The organism is Aestuariispira insulae (genome assembly GCF_003385955.1).
GTDB classification, from domain to species: Bacteria; Pseudomonadota; Alphaproteobacteria; order UBA8366; family Aestuariispiraceae; genus Aestuariispira; species Aestuariispira insulae.
Map to the genome: position 1 here is coordinate 1,169,866 of NZ_QRDW01000001.1, position 16,574 is coordinate 1,186,439.

General features: G+C 57.0%; 12 protein-coding genes. 7 read left to right on the top strand and 5 right to left on the bottom strand.

The features are described 5' to 3' along the window. Positions 1–154 precede the first annotated feature (154 nt). On the top strand, positions 155–2,089 hold the full coding sequence (locus DFP90_RS05755) for a motility associated factor glycosyltransferase family protein (RefSeq protein ID WP_147300942.1): 1,935 nt from the start codon (positions 155–157) through the stop codon (positions 2,087–2,089). Continuing rightward, positions 2,089–3,909 carry an asparagine synthase (glutamine-hydrolyzing) gene (gene asnB, locus DFP90_RS05760; RefSeq protein WP_115935419.1) on the top strand — a complete coding sequence of 607 codons (1,821 nt, stop codon included), beginning with the start codon at positions 2,089–2,091 and terminating at the stop codon, positions 3,907–3,909. Before DFP90_RS05755 ends, asnB begins: the two co-directional genes overlap by 1 nt. Position 3,910: 1 nt before the next feature. On the opposite strand, the gene DFP90_RS05765 is transcribed toward asnB, so the two are convergent. Together DFP90_RS05765 and DFP90_RS05770 are read right to left on the bottom strand one after the other, a co-directional pair. Beyond that, positions 3,911–4,249, bottom strand: a complete 339-nt coding sequence (locus DFP90_RS05765) for a DUF1491 family protein (RefSeq protein ID WP_115935420.1) — start codon at positions 4,247–4,249, stop codon at positions 3,911–3,913. Positions 4,250–4,322: 73 nt separating this feature from the next. Further along, positions 4,323–4,901: a YqgE/AlgH family protein gene (locus DFP90_RS05770; protein WP_245956968.1), complete on the bottom strand. Its 579-nt coding sequence runs from the start codon at positions 4,899–4,901 to the stop codon at positions 4,323–4,325. Between the two features lie 254 nt (positions 4,902–5,155). Here DFP90_RS05770 and DFP90_RS05775 point away from each other — a divergent pair, with 254 nt between their 5' ends. Both DFP90_RS05775 and DFP90_RS05780 read left to right on the top strand, forming a co-directional pair. Continuing rightward, complete coding sequence (locus DFP90_RS05775) at positions 5,156–7,300, top strand: protein-disulfide reductase DsbD family protein (protein ID WP_115935421.1); 2,145 nt, start codon at positions 5,156–5,158, stop codon at positions 7,298–7,300. 87 nt (positions 7,301–7,387) lie between these two features. Continuing rightward, positions 7,388–7,867, top strand: a complete 480-nt coding sequence (locus tag DFP90_RS05780; RefSeq protein ID WP_115935422.1) for a peroxiredoxin — start codon at positions 7,388–7,390, stop codon at positions 7,865–7,867. A gap of 52 nt (positions 7,868–7,919) precedes the next feature. Here the strand turns inward: DFP90_RS05780 and DFP90_RS05785 are convergent, their stop codons facing one another. Next, on the bottom strand, positions 7,920–11,009 hold the full coding sequence (locus DFP90_RS05785) for a hybrid sensor histidine kinase/response regulator (protein WP_115935423.1): 3,090 nt from the start codon (positions 11,007–11,009) through the stop codon (positions 7,920–7,922). Then, the gene (locus DFP90_RS05790; RefSeq protein ID WP_181905206.1) at positions 11,006–11,506 is read right to left on the bottom strand and encodes a putative pterin-binding protein; all 501 of its coding nucleotides are present in this window, start codon (positions 11,504–11,506) and stop codon (positions 11,006–11,008) included. The genes DFP90_RS05785 and DFP90_RS05790 overlap by 4 nt, the downstream gene beginning before the upstream one ends. A 93-nt stretch (positions 11,507–11,599) precedes the next feature. Here DFP90_RS05790 and DFP90_RS05795 point away from each other — a divergent pair, with 93 nt between their 5' ends. After that, the gene (locus tag DFP90_RS05795) at positions 11,600–12,334 is read left to right on the top strand and encodes an SAM hydrolase/SAM-dependent halogenase family protein (protein ID WP_115935425.1); all 735 of its coding nucleotides are present in this window, start codon (positions 11,600–11,602) and stop codon (positions 12,332–12,334) included. Here the strand turns inward: DFP90_RS05795 and DFP90_RS05800 are convergent. Then, positions 12,331–13,821, bottom strand: a complete 1,491-nt coding sequence (locus tag DFP90_RS05800) for a helix-turn-helix domain-containing protein (protein WP_115935426.1) — start codon at positions 13,819–13,821, stop codon at positions 12,331–12,333. The two genes, DFP90_RS05795 and DFP90_RS05800, sit on opposite strands and share 4 nt — an antisense overlap. Positions 13,822–14,064: 243 nt before the next feature. On the opposite strand from DFP90_RS05800, the gene aceA reads away from it, so the two are divergent. Beyond that, on the top strand, positions 14,065–15,390 hold the full coding sequence (gene aceA, locus DFP90_RS05805; RefSeq protein WP_245956969.1) for an isocitrate lyase: 1,326 nt from the start codon (positions 14,065–14,067) through the stop codon (positions 15,388–15,390). Between the two features lie 411 nt (positions 15,391–15,801). Beyond that, positions 15,802–16,572: an isocitrate lyase/PEP mutase family protein gene (locus DFP90_RS05810; RefSeq protein ID WP_115935427.1), complete on the top strand. Its 771-nt coding sequence runs from the start codon at positions 15,802–15,804 to the stop codon at positions 16,570–16,572. The last annotated feature ends 2 nt before the right edge of the window (positions 16,573–16,574 follow it).

Below are 16,574 nucleotides of genomic sequence, written 5' to 3' on the forward strand. Positions count from 1 at the left end.
AACGGCTTTACCGGTCCGATTATGATTCATTCTTCAGTAAACCATATATCTTAAAATAGTGGAAAGATAGAAAGGAGGCCAACGGGGGCAAATCCAACCTGAGACATTGATCAGATCCCTTGGCTTTATTGCTGAATCAAGACATATTTCTTTGATGAACAAAGATTTACTGCAGTCCAATCTCAAACTTCTTGAGGCCAGTCTCCCTCCGGGCCTGGCGGCGCAGTTGGCCGAACTTTCCCCCGGCTTTTCCATTACCGGATCGGTCGAGACAGGTGACCTCAATCTGATGGCGGGCGGGCGCCCTCTTTTTGAGCCGAATGCGATCCAACATTCACGTGAACAAATCACTCGTTACCTGGAAAACCCCAACCGTTTTTATGCCCGTCTCGGTGGCCTGGATCCAAAAGCCACCGGCGTCGCCGACCGGATGATGCAGGAGATCCTGAAATCCCATCAGGGGCTTGAGCTTTCCACCCTACCGGAAGCCGGCGGCGGTTATCTCTTCATGTTTGGCCTGGGCATTGGCCTCGCTCTGTCCCCGCTGGTGGAACAACTGGATTTCCGGGATCTAATCGTCATCGAGGAAAGTCCCGAGTTTCTGAAACTGGCATTGTCCCTGGTTGACTGGTCTCCAATTGTTGATCGCATCACCGCACGCGGCGGCCAGATCCATTTCATCTTGAATGACAGCCCCGATGCGGCGATCAACCTGCTTGTACATGTGATACGCGGCCCCCATCACAGCCTGCTCGACGGGTCCTATGTCTTCCAGACCTATGGCAGCCCGTTCCTGAACGGGGCCGTGGCAAAACTGGCGGAGGTCCGGCCGCTTTTGTTCGGCCCCAAAGGGTTTGTCGAAGACGAGATGACCATGATGCGCAACAGCCTGGCCAATCTCAGCCAGGGCCCATACGGTTTTCTGGAAGACAAGACCGACCGATCGATCAAAAATGTTCCCGCCTTTATCATCGGCAGCGGCCCTTCCATTGACGGCCAGTTCGACCTGATCCGGCAATGGCGCGACCGCGTTGTTATTTTTAGCGGCGGAACCGGGCTGAACGGATTGTTGGATAATGGCATCCGCCCCGATTTCCATTGCGAAATGGAAAACACCACCAATATTTTCGACGGCCTGACCCAGACCGCCGCCCGCCACGACCTGTCGGGCATCCGCCTGATCGCCAGCACATCAGTGGATCCGCGTGTGCCGGACATGTTTGATGATGTGATCTATTTCTTCCGCGACACCATATCTTCCACACGGGCATTCGCGGGCCAGCACCAGCCTATGGCCTATGCGGTGCCGTCCGTCACCAACCTGGCCAGCCGTTCGGCGATAGCACTGGGCTATCCCCAGCATTGCTTGTTCGGAATCGATCTTGGCAGCAAGAAACCGGATCAGCACCATTCCGCCCATTCCATCTATACCCTCTCGGAAAAGCCTTCCTGGAACCGCGGCAATGACATGGACCCGCTGGCCATCCCGGTGAAAGGCGCACGTGGCGGTACGGTTTATTCCATCGCGTCCTTCATGCTGAGCCGGTCTTATTTCGAGCAATTGTTCCTGAGTTTCCCGCAATGCCAGTTTATTAATTGCAGTGATGGCGCTGACATCGCCGGAACCACCGCCATGGATCCTACGGACATGACAATTCCTGCATCCCAGCGACCGGTGGCCGAGATCGTGGCACAAACCCGCGCGGAAATTCCCGATATCGGGCCGGAATATTTCCAGATCACCGAGCGTTTCCAGGAATATCGAAATGCCGCACATCAATGGCTGGACCAGGCCGAACAGGCGCTGTCCAAAACACCACCAGACCGTTTTGCCCCTCTCTATGAGGCGCTCTGGCCCCTGATCAACGAAGCAACCACGCAACAGGTGAACAGCCCGGACAAAGCAGCGAGATGGACATTCCTGGGGGGGATCGGCCGGGTTCTGCAATTGGGCCATTTCCTGTCCCGGCGCATTGATCCCAAGGACCGGTCGGATTTCTGCCGAACCCTGCATCGCAGCATCGTTGAGCATCTTCCCGATATGCGCCGGCAATTAAACGACCTGGAACAGTCTCAGGGACAGGGCTGATGTGCGGTATAGCCGGATATTTTGGCCCCGACGCCATTTCCCCCGACCGCCTGCAGGCAACCTTGACGGCCATGCATCACCGTGGCCCCGATGGCAGTGGTCAGGCAAGCCTGGCGGTTGGGGATAATCATCTGCATTTGCTGCATACGCGCCTGGCCATCATTGATCCGGAAGCACGCTCGGACCAGCCCTTTGACGCGGATGACTGCCTGCTGGTTTTCAATGGCGAGATCTATAATTTCGTTGAATTGCGTGAAGAGCTGGCGCAGCTGGGGCACCAGTTTGAAACAACCGGCGATACCGAAGTCATCATCAAGGCCTATCGAGCCTGGGGCCTGGATTGCATCAGCCGGTTTGAAGGCATGTTCGCCTTTGCGATTTTTGACCGGCAGGAACACTGCCTGATCCTTGCCAGGGACGGCTTTGGGGAAAAACCGCTTTTCATTCACCAGGATGGGCGAGGTCTCTATTTCGCGTCCGAGATCAAGCTTCTCCGGCAGATGGGTGTGCAGGCGGGCGACATCAATCAGGATCGCATGGAACGGTTCCTGATCCATGGATACCGCGCACTAAATGGCCGTGCGGATTCATTTTACGAAAATATCACGCCTTTCCCACCAGGCCATCATGCCCGCCTGTCCTCCCCCGCCGATTATCAGCCCCGTTCCTATTGGCAGCTTACGCACGATCCTCAGCCCATGAATTGGATGGAGGCGGTAGAAGGTACCAAACATCATCTGAAAAATGCCATCAAGCTTCGGCTCCGGGCAGATACCAACGTGGCGATCACCTTAAGCGGCGGCATCGACTCCAACGTTCTGGCGGCCATTGCCGCCCATGAGTTTGACCAGACCATTCACAGTTTTTCCATGCTTGAGGCCGAGATCGGCTATAACGAGGAACCCCTGATCAACCGGGCCGTGGAAGCCCTTCAATGCGATCACCATATCATGCGGGTTCATGGCCATGATTTCATGGACCGCCTGGCGCGCATCGTGCACCAGCAAGACGCGCCGGTGCCCACCATCGCCATGTATTTGGACGCCTGGCTGGCCGAATCGGTAAGCGAAGCGGGCTATAAGGTCGCGCTCAATGGCATGGGTTCCGACGAGCTGTTCAGCGGCTATTACGATCACTACCTTTATTATCTGGCTGGTTTTGACGGCACGCCTGCCTATGAGGAAAAGGTGTCAGAATGGCGCGCTTCCATGGGGCAATGGATCCGGAACCCGTTGCTGAAAGACCCGCACCGGTTTTCCAGGGAGCCCGGCTTCCGGGATCATCTCTATCTCAGCATGCCGGATATCGGGGAATTCACCTGCCGCCCACCGGGTGCCTACGGCCTGGAACGGGATTACAGCCGGGATCTGTTACGCAACCGGATGCTCAACGAGTTGCATCATGAGGCGGTGCCGGTCTATTTGCTGGCCGGGGACCATAACTGGATGGCGCAATCCGTTGAATCCAGAAGCGCTTATCTCGACCGGGACCTGGCCCGGTTCCTCTATAGCGTCCCCAGTGAGTTATTGTTCCGCGACGGGCGGGCCAAGGCGTTGCTGCGCGAGGCTGGACGCGGCCTGGTGCCGCCGGAGATCCTGGATATGTCGCGCAAGGTCGGCTTCAATGCCCGGATCACATCCCTGCTTTACCGGGACAATCCGGATGTTGTGGAACGCCTGATGAGCGACACCCCAGTTTTCGACATCTTGCGCCGGGACCGGATCGAACAGCTGATGAAACCAGACACCCCGCTGGAAGGCTATGACAATTTCCTCTTTGCCTTTGCCTCCGCACAGCTTTTCTACCTGAACGAGGCCTGATTTAGAAAACCCGCCCTTCGAACGGGTTAATGCCACTGCGGTCTTCCACTTCCACGACCCAAAGATCGGGATCACGTTTCAGGGACCGCTCGATATAGGCATCCGCCTCAGTTTCCTGTACAGTCCCGCCTTTCAGCGCCGCCATCCAGCCCATGACCCCATCCATGTCCCGGGCCTGGCTGAAAACCCTGAAACCATCGCCCAGCAGGTTCATCTTCACGATGACCAACCCGCTATTGGCCTCTCCCTTATGCAAAATCGCAACCGGCACAGCTTCAGCGCTCAGGCGTCGGATCTGTGCGCCGATCCAGATATGGGTGGGCAGGCGTTCTTCGAACATTGTTTTTTATTCCTGTGCAGGGCTAAAGCCCCGCCTTAGATGAATGGATTGAGTTTGGAAAGGGAAAACCGGCTCAGGCGTGACCCGCCTCACCGGACAAAAGGGAAAGGTCAATTCCGATCTTGCTGATGGCACGCTGCCATTTGGAACCCAGATCCTCATCAAAGACCAGCTGTTCATCCGCCGGGCAATGCAGCCAGGCATTTTCCTGGATTTCCTCATCAAGCTGCCCGGCACCCCAGCCGGCATACCCCAGCGCCAGCAGGCTTTCACGCGGGCCATCCCCGGTGGCAATATCGCGCAGGATATCAATGGTGGCGGTCAATCCGACCCCATTGCCCATCTGGACGGTGCCTTCCCGGAAATAATCGCTGGAATGAAGCACGAACCCACGCCCGGCTTCGACCGGCCCGCCAAAATGCACCAGGATTTCCTGTCCCTGGTCCGGCGGCGGCAGGCGCAACTGTTCCAGAAGTTCGTTAAAGGTCAGGGTATCGATCAAACGATTCACAACAAGGCCCATGGCCCCGTCTTCGTTATGGACACAGACATAGATTACGGTGCGTTCGAACCGCGGATCCGTCATGCTTGGCATGGCCACCAGCAGTTGCCCCGCAAGATACCCCTTGTTGTCGTCCATGTCAGAAACCATGAATTATTGATCCGATCTGCGTCATTTGGTCCGCTGTAATATCCTCTTCCGACATAGTAATCCAGAGCAGGAAGTGCATCGCAGACAGAAGCCAAGTGTATCCCAATACAGTTTAAAAAGTGTAACCAAAGCTATTCCGTCCCGTTGACCGGCACACGGAATTTTGAAAAACCCGGATCGGAAATGGGCTGGATCTCCGGCTTTGCGGGATTATATTTAGCTCAACTTGCCCGTTATAATTATCGAGACCGGTTTTGATCAGACATCCGTTTCCCACGCCTTCCCTGCTTTTTGGCTTCCTGGCCCTTTTTTTCGCTCCGCCCCATTCCGCCCAGGCGGGATCCGGCGAATGGGATCGCAATGAGCATGCGGCCGTGCGGTTGATCTCGGCCATTGAGGGCACCGGGGAAAGAGACGCCTTGCCGTTAGGTCTCGAGTTCCAGTTGCAGCCGGGCTGGAAAATTTATTGGCGCACACCGGGCGATGCCGGCTTCCCCCCCATTCCGGACTGGAGCCCATCGGCCAATGTCTCCAATGTCGAGATGCGCTGGCCACGCCCGGACCGGTTTGAAATCTTTGATCTTGAAACCCTGGGCTATAAGGATGAAGTGGTTTTTCCGCTGACCGTCATCCCGGAAACACCGGGTGCGCCGCTGCAATTGGCCGCGAAGATCCCCTATCTGGCCTGTAGTGAGGTCTGCATTCCCTATGAGGCCAATCTTTCCCTGAACCTGCCCGCAGGTGCGGATACCGCCTCGCCGGACGCCCATTTAATCAGCCGTTATGACGGGGCCGTGCCGGTGCCGGCCGATCAAGCCGGTATCACTTTTCCACAGGCCGGTTTCGACATCAAAGAGGATGTCATCACACTGCAGATTCAAGCAACCAGTCGCGTTGGATTTGATCAGCCGGATCTGATCGTCGAAGGGCCGGAAGGCAGCTATTTTCATAAACCTAAAGTCCAGTTGGCGGCGGCGAATGATCAAGCGGTCTTCACGGTTCAAGGCGGAGGCGTAAAAGAAGACGCGATGCTGGCGGACGCCATTACAGTCACTCTTTGGGATGGCACCCGATCTGTTGAGGCCCCCGTCTCCCTCTCCACCGGGTTGCCGTTTATTGCCTCCGCGACAAATGCACCCGCCGATTCCGGCCTCTGGACCATCCTGGGTTTTGCCCTTCTTGGCGGTTTGATCCTCAATCTGATGCCCTGTGTCTTGCCGGTGCTTTCACTGAAGTTGCTGTCCGTACTGAGCCATGGCGGCAGTGCGCGCCGGACCGTCCGCGTCGGATTCCTGGCCTCCGCAGCCGGGATCCTGACCGCATTCCTGATCCTGGGTGGCGCGCTGGCCCTGATGAAACAGGCCGGCATTGCCGTCGGCTGGGGCATCCAGTTCCAGAACCCGCTGTTCATCACCGTAATGATCCTGGTGGTAATTCTGTTTGCCGCTAACTTAATGGGCCTGTTCCAATTGCGCCTGCCCGGATCCCTCTCCAACTATGCCGCCAATGCCGGGCGCGGCCAAAAAGGGCTTGGCGGACATTTCATCACCGGCATGTTTGCAACCCTACTGGCAACCCCCTGTTCCGCACCGTTTCTTGGCCCCGCCGTGGGATTTGCTCTGAGCCGGGACACAGCCGATATCCTGATGGTTTTCACAATGCTGGGCCTCGGCCTTGCGCTGCCCTATCTCATGATTGCCGCTCTACCGGGCCTGGTCTCTTTTCTGCCGCGCCCCGGCAATTGGATGAACAAGATGAAACTGGTGCTGTCATTGGCGCTGATCGGCACCGCCGCCTGGCTGCTGACCGTGCTGGATGGGATCGCGGGCAGCGAACTGGTCACGATCATTGCCGCCTTCACAGCGCTGATACTGGCGGTTCTTCTGGTGCGCAGCAAGCTGCCGGCGGCGCGCGTGGCGCGTATGGCCCCCTTGCTGGTCCTGCTGCTGGCAGGCAGTGCCGTTACCGCGGTCACCCTCAAGGCCCCCAGCCCAGCGCCGATCCGTCCGGCCAGCCCGGATAACTGGATTTCCTTTGACGAAACCGCCATCCCGGCTCTGGTCGGCCAGGGGCAGGTTGTTTTTGTCGATGTTACCGCCGACTGGTGCATCACCTGCCTGTTCAACAAGAAAAATGTCTTGGAAGCTGAACCGGTCGCCAGCCTTCTTGCCAGTGGGAACGTCACCCTGATGCGGGCCGACTGGACCCGGCCCGACCCGGCAATCGCCGATTATCTGAACCGGCACGGCCGCTATGGCATCCCCTTCAACATGATCTATGGCCCGGGCCAGCCGGACGGAATCGCCCTGTCCGAGTTCCTGATCAGCGGTGAAGTGGTCGAGGCCCTGGACCAGGCCGCTGGGGCAAAAGGCCTGGCGAACGCAGATTCATTCAATTGACACTGGTAAAATCCCTCAGATGTCTTACCTATGTAGATTGATGGGGAATAATCCCGGAACAAATACAATCACTGATGGAGTGGGAAAATGGTCAAGGTAGGCGATAAGATTTCTGACGTTGGCTTCAAGGTCATGGGTGCCGACGGCCCCCAGGATATGAGCGCATCAGACCTGTTTGACGGCAAAAAAGTTGTTGTCTTCTCGGTGCCGGGTGCCTTCACCCCCACTTGCTCCGCCAAGCATCTGCCGGGCTTTATCGAGCAGCATGACGCCCTGAAATCCAAAGGGGTCGACACCATTGCCTGTGTCGCGGTGAATGATGCCTTCGTCATGGACGCCTGGGGCAAATCCCAGGGGGCTGGTGACAAGGTGGTCATGCTGGCCGATGGCAGCGGCGACTGGACCAAATCCGTTGATCTGGAACTGGATCTGACCGCTGCGGGCCTTGGCAAACGCGGCCAGCGTTTCGCCATGATCGTCGATAACGGCACCATCAGTCATCTGGCAGTCGAAGAAGGCGGTGCCTTTGACGTTTCCTCTGCGGAAAAAATCCTCGAAGCGCTCTAATTGTCTGCTGAGAATGATTTTTGCAACGGCCCGCATATCCTGCGGGCCGTCTTCATTTGATCAGAAGGCGGAACTGACGTTCCGTTTCCTCGCCCGTATCAGATAACTGCGGCACCAGATCGGACAACAGCTTACGCTCTTCCCGTCGGGCGGCCTTTTCAACATCCTTGGCCAGTAAATGCAGCTTGGTTGCGCCGAAACTGCCTGCACTGCTTTTCAGAGCATGGGCTTCCTTGGCAATGGTTTCCGAATCACCATCAGGCTCCGCTTCGTTAATGCGTGACACCCGCCCGACCAGCTCATTCAGGAAAACATCAATCAGTTGGGGCACAACCTCCGGGCCGGCATCTTCCTGCAACTGCCGAAAAACAATCTCATCCACCACAGGTGACATCTCAATTTTCGGACTTGGACCGGCCTTGGCCTCCGTATCGTTCGAAACAGCCAAGACCGGGCTGGCAGCTTGCGGACTGGCCGACACCGTCTGGGCCTGGATTGGGGCTTGCAGCGGTTCCGACGGTGCAACAGAAGCCCCCTCCACCTTCTCCTGTGCCGACAGGTCCTCCGGTGATTTGGGCGGACAAAATTCCGATATCGCTTTCAGCAGTTCCTCACCACGCAGGGGTTTGGTCAAATAATCATCCATGCCGGCAGAGAGGAACCGTTCGCGGTCACCCGGCATGGCATGGGCGGTCAATGCTATGATCGGCACAGTCGCACCGGCCACGTCCAGGGACCGAATCGCCTTGGTGGCCTCCACGCCGTCCATATTGGGCATAGAGATATCCATCAAAACCAGATCATAGGAAAGACGCTTGATCGCCTCGACCGCCTCAACGCCGTCTTTGACCCAATCGACCCGGAAACCCGCCCGGCGTAAAATGACCGAGGCGACCATACGGTTGGTCGGGCTGTCTTCCGCCAGCAGCAGCCGATAGCCCGCACCAATCGTCCTGGCCGCCTGATCTGCTTCAGTCGGGCCCTGTTCGGTCTGGATGATTTCCCCGCTCAGCGTCTCCAATGCCGACTTCAGCATCTCTTTTTGCAGAGGCTTGGCCAGGATCCCGGTGATCGCATCTGTTGGCAACTCACCTTCATTGCGCAACTGAATGCTGCCCGGCCGCAGCAGGAAGACCGGGGTATCAATGTTGAGATCCCGCAATTTGCTGGCCAGGTAAAAACCGGTTTCATCCTGCGGGCGACAATCAATCATGACCACATCAAAATCACTGCCGGTCAGGCGTGCGACCGCATCATTTTCGGTCTGTACATTCACCACTTTATGCCCGTCACCGCGCAGGCATTTAATCGTCAGATCGGACGTGATTCCCTCATCCGACCAGAACAGAATCTTGCGGGCCACAGGCGCTTTCCTGGGCGCAATGACCGCTTCCGCCGGATCCCGTTTCAACTGCACTGAAAAACTGAAAACGCTGCCTTTTCCCGGTTCACTATTCACCCAGACAGCCCCTTTCATCGCCTCAACCAACCGCCGGGTGATGGTCAGCCCCAGGCCTGTGCCGCCAAAACGTCTGGAATAGGAAGCATCCAACTGGATAAATTCGGCAAAAAGCGTTTCCTGGGCTTCGTAGGGAATGCCGATCCCCGTATCCGTAACGGCCCCACTGAGGACAACGGTTTCACCATCTTCGGCGGCCAGGGCCAATTCGACGGTAACACCGCCACGTTCGGTGAATTTGACCGCGTTGCCTGCCAGGTTGAAGATGATCTGGCGTAAGCGCCCGGGATCCCCCAGCAGATGCCCGGGCACCGACGGATCCACGTAAGAAAGTACTTCAATGCCTTTGGCATGCGCCCTGGGGGCCAGGACCTCGACCACGCCGGATACCAGGTCAGAGGGATCAAAGGCGGTTTCCTCCAGTTCCAGCTTGCCCGCTTCGATCTTGGAGAAATCAAGCACATCTTCAATGAGTGAAAGCAGCATCTCCCCGGATTCCCGCGCCGTCATCACATAACCGCGCTGTTCGGGATCCAGTTTACTGTCCAGCATAAGCCCCAAGAGGCCGATCACCCCATTGAGCGGCGTGCGCATCTCGTGACTCATGATTGCCAGGAATTCCGATTTTGCCTTGGTGGCGATCCGGGCCTCGCTCAGGGCATCGCGCAATTTGAGCTCGGCCTGTTTCCGGTCCGTAATGTCGCTGCGGATCCCGACCATCCCACCGCTTTCAATGCGCTGATCCCGGGCCAGGATCCAGCGCCCGTCGGACAGTTCCTCTTCAAAGGGTGCCTCGCCGAGATGGGCCGCCAGGCGCCGGGCGATCCATTCTTTTTCCCGCCCGGCCGCATCGGCGTGAATGCCCTTTTTCACAGCCGACCGACACATATCCTCAAACTGGATGCCGGCGGCAAAATCTTCTTCATCGCCCTGATAAATCTCGCGGTAAACGCTGTTGGCCATCAACAGACGATCCGAGGCGTCAAAGAGGGCAAATCCCTCGCTCACCCCTTCAATCGCCTGAGCCAGGGCTTCTTTGGCCTCATCGGCCTCACGCCTGGTCAATTCAACAACATTGATTTGGCGGGCCAGCAAAAACACCACCACCGCGACACTCAGCCCCAGCGCAATCAGGTCGATTGCCAGGCGGTTCAGGATTTCGTCAATCCGGGTTTCCGAATCCGCGATCATACTGGTTTCAAAACGCAACCCATCTAAAGCAAGCTGATGAACACGCGAGCGCATCAAGACCAGCCCTTCATAAGTCTGAGTCAAAGCCTCCCGATCCCCTTCCTGCAGGGAGGCCATCCGTTCATCTATATGAACCAGGGCTTCACGCAGCTCATCAAAGGTTTCCCGATGGGCTAACAGGATCCTGGAACGCGGATCCGGGGCATTTTCCTGAAACAGGTTCAATCGGCTCCAGAGCACATCCACCCGCTGACTGAGCTGCTCATCCGCGCCAGCCCGGATACCGGCTTTTGTCATCAAGAGGCTCTCCAATACCTGCTGATAGGCAAGCTCCAGCTGGCTGGCGTGCCAAAGTCCGCTTTCCGGCTGGGTATTGGTGATATATTGCTGGTGATCATTCAGGCGCAGAAAGCCGCCGATGGCGCTGATCCCGAATAGGACGAGGGCCGAAAACAAGACCAGGTAGAGGGCTCTTTTACGCAGATGGATCATCTAATTTCCAATGACTTAAGCTGCCAGATCCAGCGGTAATTGACCTCCACCGAAGACAGTTCGGGATGATCATCCAGCGGATAGACAATCCATAGTGGGCCTTTGTCGCGCGGTGTCAACGGCACACCATTCATCTCGAAGGCCAACAAAACATCATAATTTGCAATATCTTCCGCAGGAATTTCCGTTGAATAGCCGTCAATAGCCGTAGCGATCACCTTGCTGTGCCCTGAGGCATCCAGCCTGGTCAGAAGATCGCGCAGCAAAACCCCTTTGAAGCGCGCGCGCCCACTGATCCAGGGGGAAGAGGTGGTGATGATGGCAGTGCCAATCTCAGTCAGTCCGGCAAGATTGTAGCTTTTGCCTTCCTGGCGGTCCCGATCTCCGATTTTACCGCTGACCGTCAGGATGATATCTTTGGGTTGTGCCAAACCGGTCTGTGCCGCAACCGGCATCAGTCCCAACAACAGTAATAGGGCAAGATTACGCAATAACATGACTTTCCCCCCGAAAGTTCTTGACCGAAAACTTGTCGAACAATCAATACTTTCGATTAACGGGTGAATTATAACATAGTGATTATTAACAGAATGATTACGCTCTACACCGATTTCGGCTGGCATGGTCCCTATGTAGGACAGATGAAGACGGTACTCAACAAATTGGCACCGGACCATGACATCGTCGATCTGATGCATGACGCCCCGGCCTTCGATCCAAAAGCCGCCGGCTATCTGTTGGCGGCCATGGCCCCCCATCTTCCGGAAAAAGGCATCCAGCTTTGTGTGATCGACCCCGGTGTCGGCAGCGACCGCCTGCCGGTCTGCCTTCATGCAGATGGCCGTTGGTTCGTCGGGCCCCATAATGGATTGCTGGAATTGATACGCCGCCGCGCAGATCAAGCCGCCCTTTATCGAATTGATTGGCGGCCAGAGACCTTATCAAACAGCTTTCACGGCCGGGATCTGTTTGCCCCCGTTGCCGCGATGCTCGCAACCGGCACCGACTTTCCGCGATCGAAATTGACAGATAAGGACGCCATCGGTCCCTGGCTGGACTGGCCCGATGATCTCGATGAAATCATCTATATTGATGATTATGGCAACTGCATGACCGGCCTTCGGGCCAGCACCATGCCGGAGGGGGCCGCCATCGGCTATGAAGCCACCAGCCTGCCAAACGTACGTACTTTTTCCGACACTGACGCGGGCCGGCTCTTCTGGTACGAGAATTCGCAGGGGCTGGTGGAGATCGCCGCCAACAGGGGCCATGCCGCCCGGATCCTAAAAGCCGGGATCGGCGCAAAGGTCCGCATTCAGGACTAACGGGTTCCGCCCAGCTCCCGGTGGTGATGAGGCCAACCGGCATAGGCATAGGGCGAAAGACCACGCACATTTTCATCCACCCGGAAACGCTGATGTACCGGTGGCGATGCGCGCTGGCCGCAATCCATCCGGTCACAGATCCGGCAATGGACCCCGATCCCAAATGCACGATCGCGATTATCCAGATCGATACCGTCGGAATAGATCATCTCGCCCGCATAAAGCGCACTGCAGCCAAGCCCGATGGAAAAGACCGAACTTTGCACCCCGAAACCTATACCCCCCTTGCGCACCGTGCGCGCAATGCAGAAAAATCCGGCACCATCTGGCAGATAAGACATTTGCGCCTGGATCACGCCCGGATTCATGAAGGCGGAATAGACATTCCAACGTGAGCAGGCCCCCCCGTGGCGCGGAATCGGCAGGCCGGAAAGCGAAAAGCGTTTGGAGATATTGCCCGCGATATCCACGCGCAGGAAATGCAGCGGTATCCCTTTGTTGCCGGGTTTATTGAGCGAGGTCAGCCGCTGCGCTGTCTGCTCGAAACTAACACCATATTGATGCTGTAGCAGCTCAATGTCATAGCGCACTGCACGCGCCGAATCCAAAAATGCCTGGTAGGGCATCAACAGGGCCGCGGCAAAATAATTGGCCAGGGCCACCCGGCCCAGATTGCGCACATCCCCTTCCCGGATGCGCCCCTCGGTCAGCAGCATGTCAATCACCGGCGCAGCGGAAAGCAGACCGATCTGATGCGCCAGCTGGAAGTTACGCCGGGCATGATCCACCCGGGGTGAGAGCTGCAACAGTTTCTGCGCCGGGTCATAGCGGCGCTGGAACCCTTCCCCTGCCTCATGAGACACTGTCTGGACCGTCACCCCATGGGCGGTCTTCAGGTAATCCACCAGGGAATCGTTGCTCTGGGTTTCGATAATGCCGATCTCACGCCGGACGCGGTCGGCCTCATCCTCCAGGTCCTGGAAATAGTTGGAATGGTTTTGCAGGAAATCCGACACCATATCCGCCGGGGCCACCGTGCCGCCAAGGGGAAAGCTTTCGTCTCCGGTCTCTTCCGACAATTGAAAGGCCAGGCCGCGCGCATCATCCAGGGATTTCCGGTAGGTGTCATGCAGCATCAACAACGCCTTGGCCGCATTGGGGCTGGTGGATACCAGCTCACGCACATCCGTGTTGGTCAAATCCAGCTCTTCAAACAGGTCATCACTCAGAACCGCCATCAGATCCGCCATCAGCTGGCTTTCATCGCCTTCCGCCAGATCCTTCAGGTCGAGCTGAAACAGCTCTGAAAGCTTCAACAGCATATCCACCGTCACCTTGCGGTGGTTATGTTCGATCAGATTGAGATAGCTGGCGCTCACTCCCAACTGATCCGCCAGCTGCGCCTGGGTCTTCCCCTGATCCCGCCGCAATCGCCGGATCTTGGCCCCCAATTTGGGATTGCCGCCAGCCGTCGCCCCTTTTGCCATCGGATTTCCTCACGATTTTTACATGATTATTTACAATATTTACATTTAGTAAAAAATCAACAAAAACCAGTGACAGATTAGTAATGTCAGAAAGCGTTGCTGCATCGACCAGCTATTCGCTATCACTATCTCAACAAGCCAATCCCGCAATAGACGGGCCAAATCCAGGCCAATCATATGCAAACAGGGGCGGCGATCACATTCTGTTTATCTTGTAAAGATAACTGTAAAGGATTGACTGAGATGACTGACAGCATGAATATCGATTTCGCCTGGGACGAAGGCAGCAACAACGACAATACCGATTGGCCGACCCCGGATTATGCACCGGACCGCTGGGCCACCACGCGCCGTGACTATACCCTGGCCGATGTGGAAAAACTGCGCGGCTCCATCCAGATCCGCCATACTCTGGCTGAGATGGGCGCCAAGAAACTCTGGAAGCTGATCACGGAAACCCCTTATGTAAACACCCTCGGCGCCTTCACCGGCTGCCAAGCGACCCAGCATGTGCGCGCTGGGCTGAAAGCGATCTATCTTTCCGGCTGGCAGGTCGCGGCCGACGCCAACAATGCGGGCCAGATGTATCCCGATCAGAGCCTCTATCCGGTCAGCTCCGTTCCGCAGGTGATCGAACGGATCAACAATGCCTTCATTCGCCAGGACCAGATCCAGACCATGGAGCGCCTGGGCGGCGAGGAAACCACCGATATCGACTGGTTTGCGCCGATCGTAGCCGATGCCGAAGCCGGTTTCGGCGGCCCGCTGAACGTCTTTGAACTGATGAAGGCCATGATCAAGGCCGGTGCCGCAGGTGTTCATTTCGAAGACCAGCTGGCCTCGGAGAAGAAGTGCGGCCATCTGGGCGGCAAGGTCCTGCTGCCGACCCAACAGGCGGTCCGCAACCTGAACAGCGCCCGTCTCGCTGCCGACGTCATGGGTACGCCGACCATCATCATGGCCCGGACGGACGCGGAAAGCGCTCGCCTGATCACCTCCGACATTGACGAGCGCGATCATGAATTCCTGACCGGCGAGCGCACCGCTGATGGCTTCTATCGGATCACCGGTGGCCTGGAGATGGGCATTGCCCGAGGCCTGGCCTACGCGCCTTACGCAGACCTGCTGTGGATGGAAACTTCCACGCCAGACCTGGAACAGGCCCGGACCTTCGCTGAAGCGATCCGCAAGGAATATCCCGATCAGATGCTGGCCTATAACTGCTCGCCCTCCTTCAACTGGGCTAAGCACCTGGATGTCGCCACCATGGAGAAATTCCAGCGTGAATTGGGCGCCATGGGCTACAAATTCCAGTTCATCACACTCGCAGGCTTCCACAGCTTGAACTATGCCACCTTTGAGTTGGCACGGGCCTATAACGAACGCGGTATGGCTGGTTATTCCGAACTGCAACAGGCTGAATTTGCCGCTGAACAGCACGGTTTTTCCGCCACCCGCCACCAGCATGAAGTTGGCACCAGCTACTTTGATACGGTGAACAACACCACCGCCGGCGGCGAGGCATCCACCACCGCCATGGGTGAAAGCACCGAAAAGGCCCAGTTCTAAGCAACGGGCCAACCCAAGATACCGGGGGCTGGCTGACGTGACCGGGCAGCCAGCCCCACCCGGGCTTATCCAGATTTGTCAAACGGCCCGGAACGGTTCTCCCCGGTTTTGGTACCGCACCGACCCCAACTATTGCACCTGCCGGATTCCCGGCAGGTCTTTTTTTGCCCGCAAGGATAGTGAATTTTCTTCATCCCCCCTTGAGAAATCGTCGTTTCCCAATGTCTTAGACTTCGCGCTATCATCCTGATTGCCGGTAACCCCGGCAGTTTTCCGCAGCAATAACTCTCAATTGAGCCTGCCCTATCAAGGCAGGTTCCTTTTTTGGTTCAGGTCCGAAAATGGCCATTGTTTTCGGGCTGCCCGGGATAGGAATCGCGACAGCATCAACCAACCACGCGGAGAGATCCCATGAACCAGGCCGAACAAGCCCGCACCTTTGCCAGCCTACATCAAAAGGGCTCGCCTTTGACCCTTTACAATATCTGGGATGCCGGCAGCGCTGCCGCCCTAGAGGATGCGGGGGCGACTGCCCTGGCCACCGGCAGTTGGTCCCTGGCGGCGGCCCAGGGCTATCCCGATGGCGAAGCCCTGCCCTTTGACAGCCTGCTGAAAACCATAGATCGGATTGCCTCAAACACGGAAAAACCGTTGAGCGTCGATTTTGAAAGCGGTTTCAGTGAAGACCCTGCCGCGCTTCAGGCCAATTTCCAAGCCCTCATCAAAACCGGCGTGATCGGTGTCAATTTTGAAGACCAGCTGATCCGGGCTGGCGGCATCCGGCCCACAGAAGAGCAAGCAGAACGGATTTCGCTTTTGCGTCTTTGCGCCGTTGAGATGGAGATCCCCGTCTTCATCAATGCGCGCACCGATTTCTTTCTACAGGAAGCGGATCAGGAGAAACATGCGGCCCTGCTGGACCCCGTTCTAGAACGGGCTGAAGCCTATAAACAAGCCGGGGCAGACGGTTTGTTCGTGCCGGGCCTTCAATCTCCGGATTTAATTGAGGCCATCTGCAAATGCACCGACCTGCCGGTCAATATCATGATCATGGAAGGCATGCCGCCACTCCAGGAACTGGCCACTCTTGGCATTGCGCGCGCAAGCTTTGGTCCGCTGCCCTATTTGCGCCTGATAGCCGCCTTGCGAGATCATTATCGGTCGATCACCGGGGCGGCATAGCC

Bases quoted from the DNA above. Each gene is read 5' to 3' on its own strand.
- DFP90_RS05755 (WP_147300942.1), top strand. From the start codon at position 155: ATGAACAAAGATTTACTGCAGTCCAATCTCAAACTTCTTGAGGCCAGT.
- asnB (WP_115935419.1), top strand. From the start codon at position 2,089: ATGTGCGGTATAGCCGGATATTTTGGCCCCGACGCCATTTCCCCCGAC.
- DFP90_RS05765 (WP_115935420.1), bottom strand. From the start codon at position 4,249: ATGTTCGAAGAACGCCTGCCCACCCATATCTGGATCGGCGCACAGATC.
- DFP90_RS05770 (WP_245956968.1), bottom strand. From the start codon at position 4,901: ATGGTTTCTGACATGGACGACAACAAGGGGTATCTTGCGGGGCAACTG.
- DFP90_RS05780 (WP_115935422.1), top strand. From the start codon at position 7,388: ATGGTCAAGGTAGGCGATAAGATTTCTGACGTTGGCTTCAAGGTCATG.
- DFP90_RS05785 (WP_115935423.1), bottom strand. From the start codon at position 11,009: ATGATCCATCTGCGTAAAAGAGCCCTCTACCTGGTCTTGTTTTCGGCC.
- DFP90_RS05790 (WP_181905206.1), bottom strand. From the start codon at position 11,506: ATGTTATTGCGTAATCTTGCCCTATTACTGTTGTTGGGACTGATGCCG.
- DFP90_RS05795 (WP_115935425.1), top strand. From the start codon at position 11,600: ATGATTACGCTCTACACCGATTTCGGCTGGCATGGTCCCTATGTAGGA.
- DFP90_RS05800 (WP_115935426.1), bottom strand. From the start codon at position 13,821: ATGGCAAAAGGGGCGACGGCTGGCGGCAATCCCAAATTGGGGGCCAAG.
- aceA (WP_245956969.1), top strand. From the start codon at position 14,065: ATGACTGACAGCATGAATATCGATTTCGCCTGGGACGAAGGCAGCAAC.
- DFP90_RS05810 (WP_115935427.1), top strand. From the start codon at position 15,802: ATGAACCAGGCCGAACAAGCCCGCACCTTTGCCAGCCTACATCAAAAG.